Raw genomic sequence first — 13,218 nt, forward strand, 5'->3', positions numbered from 1 at the left:
AAGGGCGTGGATCAGGCAGCCTGGACCGGCACGGTCTGGCGGCCCTTCATCGCATAGGACTTGCCGCGAAAGACCGCGATCAACGCGTCCTTCTGGTTGCGCACCTCGATGTCGTAGACGCCCGTGCGGCCGGCGCGCTGGACCTGCCGGGCGCGGGCGATCAGGCGGTCGCCTTCATGCGACGGCGCAACGATGTCGATCGAGAAACCCGACGCCACCGTGGCCTCGTTGCCGGCATTGCAGGCATAGGCGAAGGCGGTGTCGGCCAGCGTCGCGACGATGCCGCCGTGGCAGATCGCGAAGCCGTTGAGCATGTCGGGGCGCACGGTCATCTCGACCGTCGCGCTGTCCGGGCCGATCGCGGTGATCGCCAGGCCCAGGTGCTGCGCGGCGCGGTCGTTGGCATACATGCCGTCGCGCACGTGTTCGGCGGTCTGTTGCGGGGTCATCGAGGTAGACGTCATTCAGCGTTCCGTGAAGGTCGGTGCGCGCTTGGCGAAGAAGGCGGCGACGCCCTCGGCGTAGTCGGCCGCGCGGCCGAGCCGGCGCTGCAGCTGCGCCTCGTGGTCCAGCGCGGTGGGCAGGTCGGATGCCGCGCCGGCATCGATCGCGGCGCGGGTCTCGACCAGCGCCTTGACCGGCATCGCCGCCAGACGCTGCGCCAGCGCGGCCACGGTCGCGGCGAACTCGGCGTCGTCGACACATTGCCAGACCAGCCCCCAGTCGGCCGCCTGCTGCGCGCTCAGCTTGTCGCCCAGCATCGCCAGACCCAGCGCACGCTGACGCGTGGTCAGGCGCGGCAGCAGCCAGGTGCCGCCGCAATCGGGCACCAGCGCGATCTTGGCAAAGGCCTGGATGAAGCTGGCCGAGCGCGCCGCCACCGTCAGGTCGCAACCCAGCGCCAGGTTGGCGCCGGCTCCGGCCGCCACGCCATTGACCGCCGCGACGACCGGCACCGGCATCGAGCGGATGCGCAGCGCCAGCGGGCGGTAGGTCGCCTCGATCAGGTCACCGATGTCGGGCTGCAACGCGCTCGGCGCGAGCTGGCCGTCGACCATCACCGGCGCGACGGCCGGATCCGACAGGTCCTGCCCGGCACAGAAGCCACGCCCCGCACCGGTGATGACGACGCAGCGCACGCCGGCATCGGCCGCGGCGGCTTCCAGCGCCGCCAGCAGCTCGCCGTGCATCGCCGTGGTGAAGCTGTTCAGCGCCTGCGGGCGGTTCAGCGTCAGGGTGCGGACGGCGCCGTCCTGGCTGACCAGGACGAGGGCGCTGGACGGGGGGTTGGGCTGGGGATTGGGCTGGGGATTCGACAAGGACTCTGTCTCCGAAACATTCTTGACCGACCGGTAGGTAAATCGTAGCCTCCGCCTTGATCCACAACAAGGTCAGCGGCCTCGGGGTGAACCCGCAGAGCCGCGGTCGACGCAGATCAAGCCCGCGTCCACGCGACGCCGCCCACGGAGACACGCCCATGCCCTGCTACGCCCTCGACGGCATCCGCCCGGTGGTCGACCCGACCGCCCATGTCCACCCGACCGCCGTGCTGATCGGCGACGTCATCGTCGGCCCCGGCGCCTACATCGGCCCGCTGGCCAGCCTGCGCGGCGACTTCGGCCGCATCGTCATCGAGCGCGGCGCCAACGTGCAGGACACCTGCGTGATGCACGGCTTCCCCGGCAGCGACACGGTGGTCGAGGAAAACGGCCACATCGGCCACGGCGCCGTGCTGCACGGCTGCGTCGTCCAGCGCGACGCGCTGGTCGGCATGAACGCGGTCGTGATGGACGAGGCCGAGGTCGGCGAACAGACCATCGTCGCCGCCTGCGCCTTCGTCCGCGCCGGCCTGAAACTCCCGCCGCGCTCGCTGGTCGCCGGCCTGCCCGCCAAGGTCGTGCGCGAGCTGACCGCCACCGAGATCGCCTGGAAGCGCGAAGGCACCGGCGTCTACCAGGACCTGACCCGCCGCTGCCTGGCCAGCCTGGTCGAATGCGAGCCGCTGGACGCCGTCGAACCCGACCGGGCGCGCATGCCGGCACCGGACGTCAAGCCGCTGGTGGCGACGAAGCGGGAGGGTGGCTGATATGGGGGTGGTGGTAGGGCACGAGACCCCTCACCCTACCCTCTCCCGCAAGGGGAGAGGGAGTCTTGCCCCGTGTGATCGGTTTTGTTGGCGGTGGCTCATTTGATGAGCCACTCAAGACGACACGACGCCTCTTCAGCGCGACACCCTTCCAACCGCGTCCTCCCTCTCCCCTTGCGGGAGAGGGACCGAGGGTGAGGGGTCTCCTGCCCGACGCGCCAGCCCGCCGAACAGCAAATGCGTCGCCGGAGGGCGACGAGGAGTGAACCCCTCACCCTACCCTCTCCCGCAATGGGAGAGGGAGTCTTGCCCCGTGTTGATCGGTGTTCTTGGCAGTGGCTCATTCGACGAGCCACTCAAGACGACACGACGCCTCTTCAGTGCGACACCCTTCCAACCGCGTCCTCCCTTGTATCTTTGAGCCTCGGACCGGCCCGGGATCCCGACATCCCTCAGGGCCCTGAAGTGAAGCCCGTGGGAGAGCACTGGGCACACCCGAGCCGGACCGTCCTTCTCCGCAGCCCGAACGGTTGTTGGAACATGCAGTTCGCATAGACAAGGATGGGAGTGAGAGGACGTGTCCGACTCTGTGTTTGTGGGAATCGATGTATCGAGCCAGACCCTCGAAGTGGCCAGCACGGCCGAATCCAGGACCTGGCAGGTCAGCAATGACGGCGCTGGTATCGAGCAGCTGGTCCAGCAGTTGACGGCCTTGCGCCCTGAACTGGTGGTGCTGGAGGCCACCGGCGGCTACGAGTTCGAGGCCGCTTGTTCGCTGCAGGCCGGCGGCCTGGCCGTGGCGGTGGTCAATCCGCGCACGGCCCGCGACTTCGCGCGTGCGATGGGCGCACTGGCCAAGACCGACGCGCTGGACGCGCGCATGCTGGCCTTGTTCGCCCGCACCTTGCACCAGCGTCCGGATCGCGAGCGCTTCATCAAGCCGCTGGCCGATGCGGAGTTGCAGCGCCTGCAGGCGCTGGTGCTGCGACGGCGCCAGCTCGTGCAGATGCTGACCTCCGAGCGCCAGCGCATGCGGCTGGCGCACGTGGCCGCGCGGCCCAGCATCGAACGCGTCATCGAGTTCCTCAAGCGGGAACTGGGCGACAGCGATGCGGATGTGGCCAGCCATGTCCAACGCCACCACGCCGAGCTGGCTGCTGCGCTCACGAGCGTGCCGGGCATCGGCGCGGCGAGCGTCGCGGTGTTGCTCGCGGAGCTACCCGAACTGGGTCAGCTCGACCGACGTCGCGCGGCCGCGCTGGTGGGCGTGGCACCCCTGAACCGCGACTCCGGCCAGATGCGCGGCCAGCGTGCCATCTGGGGCGGACGCGCCGAAGTGCGCCGCACGCTCTACATGGCCACCCTCGTCGCCGTCCGCCACTGCGCCGTCTTCCGCGTGTTCTACGAACGCCTGCTGGCCAACGGCAAGCGCAAGAAGGTCGCTCTGGTCGCGGCCATGCGCAAGCTGCTGGGCGTGCTCAACGCGATCGCCAAACAGCGTTCCCGCTGGGTGCCGATGCTTCATGACACTTGACCTTCAAGACGGTTGCTCTCCCCTTGCGGGAGAGGGACCGAGGGTGAGGGGTCTCCTGCCCGACGCGCCAGCCCGCCGAACAGCAAATGCGTCGCCGGAGGGCGACGAGGAATGAACCCCTCACCCTACCCTCTCCCGCAAGGGGAGAGGGAGTCTTGCCACGTGTTGATCGGTATTCTTGGCAGTGGCTCATTCGATGAGCCACTCAAGACGACACGACGCCTCTTCAGCGCGACACCCTTCCAACCGCGTCCTCCCTCTCCCCTTGCGGGAGAGGGACCGAGGGTGAGGGGTTCCCCACCCACGCCCCGATCACAACGGAATCGGCACCAGCCTCATCCGCATCCCCGCATCCGTCACCTTGAAGTCACCCGGCTGCAGGCCCAGCAGCTTGATGCCCTCGCGCAGGCGGTCGTCGAAGCGGTGGACCTCGTGGTCCTGCAGCACGTCTTCCACCACGCGCGGGCCGACGCGTTCGACGGCTTCGGCGATGCGGCCGGGCAGGCCGGCGATGCTGAAGGTCTCGCCGCGCACGGCGTCGAGGCGCACGGTGCCGTCGCTGGCCTGGTAGCGCAGGCCGGTCGAGAAGGTCAGGTTGCCGTCGAAGGTGCGGCGGGTGAACAGGGTCTCGTCGACGCCGACGTCGCAGCCGAAGACGAGCTTGTTGTCCGACGGGCGCAGCTTGAGCTTCGGGCGCAGCAGGTGCAGGTCGAAGATCTCGCCGACGCGGCGGGTCAGCGGGAAACGTGGCGCGACGGCGTTCAGCAGGTCGGTCTGGCTGAGGTTCCATTCGCGCTGGAGGCCCGACAGGCCTTGCGCCCCTGCGCTGGCGCAGCCGCCCAGGGCCAGCAGCGGGGCCGAGCCGGCCCAGGCGAGGGCGCGCAGCAGGTGGGTACGGCGGGCCGGGTCGGCGGCTCCGCGACAATCGAGGTCGGTCGGGTTCTTCATGCGGCGATTCTGTCGCCTTGGAGGCCCGGCAGACGGCTCCGGACCCCGCGCTGGAACCACCGGATACACCTCCACACCTGAACTCACGCTCCGCAGACGCACACGATGGACCGCTACGTCATCGCCGGATTCCCGGTCAAGCACAGCCGCTCGCCGGCCATCCACAGCCGCTTCGCCGCCGAGACCGGCGAGCCGGTGCAGTACGACCGGCTCGAGATCAGCCCCGGCGAGTTCGCCACGCAGGTGCGCGCCTTCGCGGCCGCCGGCGGCAAGGGCTGCAACATCACCGTGCCCTACAAGCTCGAGGCCTGGCAGGCGGCGGTCCACCGCACGCCGCGCGCCGAGCTGGCGCATGCGGTCAACACGCTGCGCTTCGACGCCGACGGCTGGTCGGGCGACAACACCGATGGCGCCGGGCTGGTCCACGACATCACCGTCAATGCCGGCGTGGCGCTGCGCGGTGCGCGTGTGCTGCTGATCGGTGCCGGCGGCGCCGGGCTGGGCGCGCTCGGGCCGCTGATCGAGGCCGGCGTCGCCGAGCTGGTGATGGTCAACCGCACCGTTGCCAAGGCCGAGGAAGCGGTCGCCCGCCATGCCGCACTGGCGCGCCAGCACGGCGTGGCATTGCGGGCCGGCGGCCTGGACGAAGCCGGAGTCGGCCATGACGTGGTCGTCAACGCGACGTCGGCCAGCCTGGCCGGTGCCGGCAGCCCCGTGCCGGCCGAGACCCTGCGCCCCGGCTGCCTGGTGCTGGACATGATGTACGGCCCGGCCGCCCGGCCCTTCCTGGCCTGGGCGCGCGAACACGGCGCCGTCACCCGCGACGGCCTGGGCATGCTGGTCGAGCAGGCCGCCGAGGCGTTCCGGTTCTGGCGCGGCAAACGCCCGTCGACCGACGGCATCCTGGCCGCGCTGCGCGCCGAGGTCGACGCCAGCTGAGGCTGCACCGGCCGTCTTGACGCCCCGCCGCGACGCCCACCACAATCCGCGTCGCTCCGGGGTGCCCCCGGTTCGAGCCAGGTCCTGCGAGGCCTGCCGATCCGGGCGCTGAGATGGCCGAACAGGCCGAACCCGCTGTACTTGATCCGGTTCGTACCGGCGGAAGAAGAGCGAAGCGCACGCACCCGAGAGGTCCACCACCCGGTGACCTTCACGGGCGACCTTCGGAGCCCCACACGCTTGCGAAGGACCCGCCCGATGACCCCCGCCCCGTCGACCGAATCCCCACGCCGCATCGGCATCGCCGGTGCCGGCGTGCTCGGCCGTCTGGCTGCGTGGGCCTTGGCGCGGGCCGGTCATGCGGTCGAGGTGTTCGACCCTGCGCCCGGCCCCGGTGCCCGCCACGACGGCCGGGGCGCGGCCGGCCAGACGGCGGCCGGCATGTTGAGCCCGCTGGCTGAGCTGGACAACGCCGGGCCCGAGGTGGCCGCGCTGGGCTGGCGTTCGCTGGACCTGTGGCAGGCCGTCGCCGACCGTCTGGCCGATCACCCCGCTGCCCGCGACGCCGCCGCACAGGCGCGCCACAGCGGCCTCACGCTGGGCCTGCAGGACGAGCCGACGCCCGTGCCCGCCGACACCTTCGGCCCGATCGGCCTGCGCCGCGCCGGCAGCCTGCTGCTGGCCCATGGCAGCGACCTGGGCGCGGCCGAACGGGTGCTGAGCCGCGTGCGCGCCGGTGCCGGTGCGCGCACCGACGGGCCGCAGCCACGGCCGCTGGACCGCGCCAGCCTGCGGGCGCTCGAACCCGCCATCGACCCCGCGCTGCGCGCCTGGCTGCTGCCCGACGAGGGCCAGCTGGTGCCGGCCATGATGCTGGCGGCGCTGGCCGCGCCCGACATCGGCGTCATCGACATCACCTGGCATTGGGGCCAGTCGGTCGACCAGGTCGAGCCCGGCCTGCTGCGCCATGCCGATGGCCGCGTGCATCGCTGCGACCTGGCGCTGGACCTGCGCGGCCTGGGTGCACGCCTGGACCCGCACGCGCGGCTGCAGGACCTGCGCGGCGTGCGTGGCGAGCTGGTCTGGCTGCATGCGCCCGGCCTGCGGCTGGACCGCCCGCTGCGGCTGCTGCACCCGCGCCACCGCGTCTACATCGTGCCGCGACCGGGCGAGCGCGTCGTCATCGGCGCCAGCGAGATCGAGAGCGAGGACCGCTCGCCCGCCAGCCTGCGCAGCGCCGTCGAGCTGATGGCCGCCGCGCACAGCGTGCTGCCGGCGCTGGCCGAGGCCCGCATCGTCCACCTGGAGACCAACCTGCGCCCCGCCCTGCCCGACCACGAACCGCGCATCGACGCACACGACGGCCTGCTGCGCATCAACGGCCTGTTCCGGCATGGCTGGCTGATCGCGCCAGCGCTGCTGCAGGACGGCCTGCGGCGCGTCGGTCTGGGCGCCGCGATGGACACGCTGATCGATGGAACATCCGATGAACACGCCTGAGACCGTGACCGTGACCCCGACCCTGAACCTGACGCTCGACGGCCTGAGCCTGAGCGCACCGGCCGGCACCACGCTGGCCGAGCTGCTGGCGCAACACCCGGCCAGTGCGGCGCTGGCGCCCGAGCGTTACGCCACGGCCGTCAACGGCCAGTTCGTCGCACGGGCTCAGCGCCTGAGCCACCCGCTGCAGGACGGCGATGCCGTCACGCTGTTCCAGGCCATCGTCGGTGGCTGAACCGCACATCGAAGGACACGACATGAACAGGATCCCGTCCCAGCCGTGGACCGCCTACGGCGTCACGCTCGACAGCCGGCTGCTGCTGGGCACCGCCGGCTACCCGTCGCCGCAGGTGCTGCACGACGCCATCGCGGCCAGCGGCACGCAGGTCGTCACCGTCGGGCTGAAGCGCACGCTGGCGGCCGGCGGCGACAACGGCCACATCGCGGCGATCCGGCGTGCGCTGGTCGAACAGGGCGCGCGGCTGTTGCCCAACACCGCCGGCTGCCGCACGGCCGACGAGGCGATCACGCTGGCCCACATGGCGCGCGAGCTGTACGGCACGACCTGGCTGAAGCTGGAGGTCGTCGGCGACGAACACACGCTGCAGCCCGACCCCTGGGGCACCGTGGAAGCGGCCACCACGCTGGTCCGCGACGGCTTCGACGTCTTCCCCTATTGCACCGACGACCTGGTGACCTGCCAGCGCCTGCTTGACGCCGGCTGCCAGGTGCTGATGCCCTGGGGCGCGCCGATCGGCTCGGGCCAGGGCCTGCTGAACCCGTGGGCGCTGCGCACCTTGCGCGAACGCCTGCCCGACACGGTGCTGATCGTCGACGCCGGCATCGGCGCGCCGTCGCATGCGGCGCAGGCGCTGGAACTGGGCTTCGATGCGGTGCTGCTGAACTCGGCCGTCTCGCAGGCCGGCGACCCGGTGCGCATGGCCGCCGCCTTCGGTCAGGCCGTCCGCGCCGGCCGGCTGGCACGCGAGTCCGGCGTGATGGCGCCGCAGGACATGGCGGTGGCCAGCACGCCGGTCGGCGGCCGGCCTTTCCTGATCGGTTGAGGGCATGACCTTGGCACCGTCCCGACCGCAGGCTCAGTCGATGAGCCACCCTGCCCTGCACCTGCCGACGTCCTGGTGCGACGACCCCCGTGTGGCCGAGCTGGCCCGTGCCTGCGACATCGAGGTCGTGGACGACACGGCGATCGACACGCCGCAGATCAACGGCCGCCCGACCGCGCCGCCCGCCTTGTCCGACGATGGGCGTTACCTGCGATTGAACACGCCGCACGCGCAAGGCCGGCTGTGGCTGCCGGCGCCCGTCCACGTTGACGATGCTACGCGCCGCCTCATCGCGACGGCCCATGCCTGCGGCCTGGCACGCGGCTTCGTCGAGGCCGATGCCGCCGTGATCGCCGCGATGGCCTTGCAGGCCGCCGCTTCCGGTGCCGCGTTGCAAGGCTTCCTGCAGGACCCGGCGAACCTGCCGATGCTCGATGGCGCCGACGATGTCGAGCCGCCCGCGCCGCGCGCCGCTCCGCCCTTCGGCCCCGGCCTGTATGCGCTGGCCGATGACGCCGCGCGGGTCGAGCCGATCCTGGCGCAGGCCAGCGACGACCTCTGCGCGCTGCAGCTGCGCATCAAGCGCGAGGCCCATGCCCATCTGGACGATGCCGCGTTCGAGGCCCATGTGCGGGCGCAGGCCACGGTGGCCGCCGATGCGCTGCTGGCGCACCGGGCGGCGGATGCGATCGTGCTGGTCATCAACGACCACTGGCGGGTCGCCGGCCAGCTGATCGCGCTGTGGCAGGGTGATCCGCGCCGCCGGGCCGTGCGCATCGGCGTCCACCTCGGTCAGGAAGACCTGGCCGCGCTGGGCCGCGACGGCCGCGCCGCCTTGCGGGCGCTGCTGCACGCCGATCCGCAGCGGCCGGTCGCCCTGGGGCTCAGCTCGCACAGCCTGTGGGAACTCGCCCGTGCCCGTGCGATGGGCCCGGCGGTGATCGCCTGCGGGCCCGTCTGGCCGACCTTGACCAAGGCGATGCCGTGGCGCCCGCAAGGGCTGGACAACCTGGCCTGGTGGACGGCGGTCGCGGGCGTGCCGGTGGTCGCCATCGGCGGCATCCTGAGCCCCGCGCAGCTGCGCTCGGCGGCGGCCACCGGTGCGCCGGTCGCCTGCCTGGTGCGCGCGCTCAGCGACGAGGGCCTGGCGCAGTGGTCGGCCTGGCAGGACGCCTGGCAGGCCGGCCGGCGCGAGGCCCAGTCCCGCACCGAGGCGCCGGGCTGGCCGCACCCGAGCCTGCCCGGCCCGTTCGAACCCGTCGCCACGCCGCGCCGCAAGGGCATGCCGGCCGATCCGAACAAGTACAAGGTCGAGAACCGGCCCAGTGCGATCGACGGCACCGGCGCCTTCGCCGGCGAGGACATCCCCGCCTACAAGAAGATCGGCGAGATCCGCGGCGAATCGATCAGCGTGCGCGAGGCGCGTCAGCGCGTGAAGGGGCAGGCGCGGATCATGATGGTCGAGATCAGCGACAAGCGCGCGATCGACGCGACGCAGTCGACCGACCCGCTGCGCTACACCAACCACTCCTGCCAGCCCAACACGGTGCTGCGCATCCGCGGCGGCCGGGTCGAGATCTACGCGATGCGCGCCATCGCGGCCGGCGAGGAACTGGTGGCCGACTACGGCGAGACGCACCACGAGGGCCGCCTGACCTGTCGCTGCGGCGTGCCGAACTGCCGGGGCGCGCTGTAGCGTCGGCGCCCCGACGGCTCATTTCATCGGCGAGAACGGCGTCGGCGTGCAGACCCAGGAGGTCATCTTGGTCAGCGACGCCGGGCCGCCCTTGGGCTGGCCAGACGCCTTGCTTGACGGCATCGGCGCGCACCTGCGAGCGCTGCTCCAGGCTGTCGTAGGCCCAGATGTTGAGGAAACGCGGCTGCTCGCCGTCCAGCGCGGTGAAGGCACCGACCAGCGGCGACATCGCGTGGCGCGCCGGCACGGCCTCGCGCCAGGCCTCGATGGTCTGGCCCATCAGGCCCTGGCGCAGCCCGTAGGTGCGGAACTCGTACCAGCGACCCTGCGCGCCGGCCTGTGGCTGCGGCAGGAACGGGAACAGCGCGTAGCTCTCGGAGCGCAGCGACAGCAGCCATTCGGCGCAGCCGAGCGGATCGCTCGACAGCAGCAGCTTCTGGCGCGCGGCCATCAGCGCGTTGGCGTCGTCGAAGGCGCGCAGCACCAGCACGCGGCTCAGCTCGCCGATGTCGGACGCGAAAGCGCCCAGCAGCGTCCCGCCGGCCTCGGGCAAGGCCTTTTCCAGCGCGGCGTAGACGGATGCGTTGCTGAAGACCTTGATCTCCAGCGTGGTCAGTTCGTGGATGACGGTGGGCGTCGACATGAGGGAAGTCCGATCAACAAGGGTGAATTCAGGCCAGGGCCGCCCGGGAGGCCAGCGAACCGTGGCCGTCGTCGTGCTGCAGGAAGTGCGACGCCGGCATGACCGCGAGGTCGGCGGCGATGCGGGGCGTGAAGTCCATCTGGTCGAGCACGTCGCGCTGCAGGTCGATGCCCGGTGCGATCTCGAACAGCTCGACGCCACCGTCGACCAGCCGGAAGCTGGCGCGTTCGGTCAGGTACAGCGCGGTCTGTCCGCGTTGCAGCGCCTGCGGGCCGCTGAAGGTGATCTGCTCGACCGCGCGGACCAGCTTGCGAACCTGGCCCTGGCGGACCACGCGCATCTGGCCGTCGCCGGTCGCGAGCTGCACGCCCTTGGCCGCGAAGGTGCCACAGAACACGACCTTGCGGGCGTTCTGGGCGATGTCGATGAAGCCGCCCGGACCGACCGCCAGACCGCCGAGCTTGGAGACGTTGACGTTGCCCAGCGCATCGAACTCGCCGAATCCCAGGAAGGCCAGCTGCAAGCCGCCACCGCCGTAAAAGTCGAACTGCGTCGGGGCATCCAGCATCGCGCTGGCGTTGCGGGCGTAGCCGAACAGCACGCCGTCGAGCAGGCTGCCGCCATAGGTGCCGTGTTCGATGGTCTGGTGGATGCGGCCGAGTTCACCGCGCCGCACCACCAGCTTGGCGACCGCATCGGGCACGCCCACGCCGTAGTTGACGACCGCGCCGTCGACCAGCTCGCAGGCGGCACGGCGGGCCACCGCCAGGCGTTCGCTGAAGGGCTCGTCGGGCAGGACCTCGGCGACCGCCGCCGCGCGTGCCGCGCCGGTCAGCTCGCCCGACAGGCTGGCGTCGAACGGGATGTCGTAGCTGGTGCGCTGTTCCGGGTCGACCACGATGGCATCGACCCATGACGCCGGGATGCGCACCTCGCGGGCCTTCAGCGCGCCACGCGGCAGGCGTTCGCGGACCTGCACGATGACGCGCCCGCCGCTGTTGCGCGCCGCCAGCGCGATGGCCTGGGCGTCGAGGTTGGCGGCCTCGTGCTCGAAGCTGATGTGGCCGTCCTCGTCGGCGGCCGAGGCCCGCACGATCGCGACGTCGACGCGGTAGGGCTTGTAGCGCAGGTACTCGCGGCCATCGAGCGTGATGACCTCGGCCAGCTCGTCGCGGGCGGCCTCGTTCATGCGCCCGCCGCCGTGGCGCGGATCGCAGACGGTGCCCAGGCCGACGTGCGTGATCAGCCCCGGCTGGCCCGCACCGATCGCACGGAACAGCTGCGACGACACGCCGCCCGGCAGGATGTAGGCCTCGATGCGGTTGTCGCGTGCGAGCTGCTGCATGCGCGGTGACCAGACCCAGTGGCCGCCGATCACCTTGCGCACCAGCCCTTCATGCGCGAAGCAGTTCATGCCGCGCGTGGCCTTGTCGCCGATGCCCAGCGCATGCACCGCCGTCAGGCCGCGCGGCGCGCCGGTCGACAGGAAGCGGCGCTCGATCGCCTGGAAGACGCAGGTCGCCTCCATCAGGCCGCCGCCACCACCCATCAGCGCGACGGTCGCGCCATCGGGGATCAGCGCCGCTGCAGCGTCGGCGCTCATGAACTTGTCGTGCGGGCTCATCGCGTGAGCCTCAGCGGTGGACGTCATGCAGCGCCGCGCCCTTCTTGCCCAGGCTGCGCGCGATGACGGTGCGGTGGATCTCCGAGGTGCCGTCGAAGATGCGGTAGATGCGGGCATCGCGGTAGTAGCGCTCGATCGGCAGCTCCTTGCAGAAGCCCATGCCGCCGAAGACCTGCACGGCGCGGTCGACCACACGGCCGAGCATCTCGGCTGCATGTACCTTGACCATCGCGATGTGGTCGCGTGCATCGATGCCGTTGTCGATCATCCAGGCCGCCTGCCAGACCATCAGCCGCGCGGCGTTGATGTCGATGACGCTGTCGGCCAGCAGCTGCTGGATCATCTGGAAGTCGGCGATGCGCGTGCCGAACTGCTTGCGGTCCTGCGCATAGGCGCTCATCTGCTCCAGCACGTGGCTGGCCTTGCCGACCGCACGGGCGCCGACCTGCGCCAGCCGCACCACGTTCAGCGCGCCCATCGCGAGCTTGAAGCCCTGGCCTTCGGCGCCCAGCAGCGCCAGCGGCTCCAGCACGACCTGGTCGAAGAACAGCTCGACGTGCGGCGTGCCGCGCAGGCCCATCATCTTCTGGTCCTTGCCGATCGTGAAACCCGGCAGGCCCTTGTCGACCATGAACATGCTGATCTCGCGCTCGCCGGTGCGGGCCGAGACCAGGAAGAAGTCGCTCCACAGGCCGTCGCTGATGAAGTGCTTGCCACCGTCGAGAACCCAGTGCCCATCGGCATTGCGGCGCGCCGTCGTGCGGATGCCCTGGGCATCGGAGCCGGCGCCCGGCTCGGTGATCGCGATGGCGCAGGTGCGCCGGCCCTCGATCGCCGGCTTCAGCCAGCGCTCGACCTGTTCGCCGCGACATTCGAGCAAGGGCTCGTAGACATTGCCGAAGGCGCGCCGGATCAGGATGTCGCTGGTGTGGCCGAACTGCTCCTCGCACAGGATGCGGTCCAGCGTCGACAGCCCGCCGCCGCCCAGTTCGGCGGGCATGTTCAGCGCGTAGAGGCCGAGGCTGCGCGACTTCTCGAACACCGCCTTTGCGCTGTCGTGGTCGAGCTCGCCGTCGTCCTCGATGCGCTGCTCCAGCGGCTGGAGTTCCTCGTGGATGAATCGACGCACGGTGTCGATCATCATCTTCTGTTCGTCGTTGAGGGCGAAGTCCATGGGGGTCTGC

12 protein-coding genes, 1 pseudogene and 1 riboswitch are annotated in these 13,218 nt (G+C 71.2%); of the genes and pseudogenes, 7 read left to right on the top strand and 6 right to left on the bottom strand.

What is annotated here, in order from left to right:
• Positions 1-11 precede the first annotated feature (11 nt).
• Together paaI and ACWA7K_RS10470 are read right to left on the bottom strand one after the other, a co-directional pair.
• On the bottom strand, positions 12-464 hold the full coding sequence (gene paaI / locus ACWA7K_RS10465) for a hydroxyphenylacetyl-CoA thioesterase PaaI (protein WP_456168264.1): 453 nt from the start codon (positions 462-464) through the stop codon (positions 12-14).
• Entirely contained in the window at positions 465-1,319 is an 855-nt protein-coding gene (locus tag ACWA7K_RS10470; RefSeq protein ID WP_456168266.1) for an enoyl-CoA hydratase-related protein, read from the bottom strand.
• A 158-nt stretch (positions 1,320-1,477) separates the two neighbouring features.
• Here ACWA7K_RS10470 and paaY point away from each other — a divergent pair, with 158 nt between their 5' ends.
• Both paaY and ACWA7K_RS10480 read left to right on the top strand, forming a co-directional pair.
• Positions 1,478-2,086, top strand: a complete 609-nt coding sequence (gene paaY / locus ACWA7K_RS10475; RefSeq protein WP_456168268.1) for a phenylacetic acid degradation protein PaaY — start codon at positions 1,478-1,480, stop codon at positions 2,084-2,086.
• Between the two features lie 577 nt (positions 2,087-2,663).
• A complete protein-coding gene (locus ACWA7K_RS10480) occupies positions 2,664-3,620 on the top strand; it encodes an IS110 family RNA-guided transposase (RefSeq protein WP_456168270.1) in 957 nt (318 codons plus the stop codon).
• 312 nt (positions 3,621-3,932) lie between these two features.
• On the opposite strand, the gene ACWA7K_RS10485 is transcribed toward ACWA7K_RS10480, so the two are convergent.
• Positions 3,933-4,568, bottom strand: coding sequence for a hypothetical protein (locus tag ACWA7K_RS10485; protein ID WP_456168272.1), 636 nt, complete (start codon positions 4,566-4,568; stop codon positions 3,933-3,935).
• A gap of 105 nt (positions 4,569-4,673) precedes the next feature.
• Here ACWA7K_RS10485 and aroE point away from each other — a divergent pair, with 105 nt between their 5' ends.
• From aroE to ACWA7K_RS10510, 5 genes are all read left to right on the top strand, one after another.
• Positions 4,674-5,507 carry a shikimate dehydrogenase gene (gene aroE / locus ACWA7K_RS10490; RefSeq protein ID WP_456168274.1) on the top strand — a complete coding sequence of 278 codons (834 nt, stop codon included), beginning with the start codon at positions 4,674-4,676 and terminating at the stop codon, positions 5,505-5,507.
• A gap of 47 nt (positions 5,508-5,554) precedes the next feature.
• A riboswitch (TPP riboswitch) is annotated at positions 5,555-5,692 on the top strand.
• Between the two features lie 73 nt (positions 5,693-5,765).
• The gene (locus ACWA7K_RS10495) at positions 5,766-7,007 is read left to right on the top strand and encodes an FAD-dependent oxidoreductase (protein WP_456168276.1); all 1,242 of its coding nucleotides are present in this window, start codon (positions 5,766-5,768) and stop codon (positions 7,005-7,007) included.
• Complete coding sequence (thiS, locus tag ACWA7K_RS10500; protein WP_456168278.1) at positions 6,994-7,242, top strand: sulfur carrier protein ThiS; 249 nt, start codon at positions 6,994-6,996, stop codon at positions 7,240-7,242. The genes ACWA7K_RS10495 and thiS overlap by 14 nt, the downstream gene beginning before the upstream one ends.
• A 22-nt stretch (positions 7,243-7,264) precedes the next feature.
• Entirely contained in the window at positions 7,265-8,071 is an 807-nt protein-coding gene (locus ACWA7K_RS10505; RefSeq protein ID WP_456168280.1) for a thiazole synthase, read from the top strand.
• A gap of 40 nt (positions 8,072-8,111) precedes the next feature.
• Positions 8,112-9,767 (top strand): thiamine phosphate synthase, encoded by a 1,656-nt coding sequence (locus ACWA7K_RS10510; protein WP_456168282.1) that lies wholly within the window; start codon positions 8,112-8,114, stop codon positions 9,765-9,767.
• 145 nt (positions 9,768-9,912) lie between these two features.
• On the opposite strand, the pseudogene ACWA7K_RS10515 reads toward ACWA7K_RS10510, so the two are convergent.
• The 3 genes and pseudogenes from ACWA7K_RS10515 to ACWA7K_RS10525 form a co-directional block, all read right to left on the bottom strand.
• Positions 9,913-10,410: pseudogene (locus ACWA7K_RS10515) on the bottom strand (NIPSNAP family protein); the annotation flags it as partial.
• 28 nt (positions 10,411-10,438) lie between these two features.
• Positions 10,439-12,061 carry an acyl CoA:acetate/3-ketoacid CoA transferase gene (locus ACWA7K_RS10520; RefSeq protein WP_456210443.1) on the bottom strand — a complete coding sequence of 541 codons (1,623 nt, stop codon included), beginning with the start codon at positions 12,059-12,061 and terminating at the stop codon, positions 10,439-10,441.
• Complete coding sequence (locus ACWA7K_RS10525) at positions 12,045-13,208, bottom strand: acyl-CoA dehydrogenase family protein (protein ID WP_456168288.1); 1,164 nt, start codon at positions 13,206-13,208, stop codon at positions 12,045-12,047. The genes ACWA7K_RS10520 and ACWA7K_RS10525 overlap by 17 nt, the downstream gene beginning before the upstream one ends.
• Between the last annotated feature and the right edge of the window lie 10 nt (positions 13,209-13,218).

The sequence above is a fragment of the Leptothrix mechoopdaensis (SeqCode) genome, assembly GCF_053893855.1.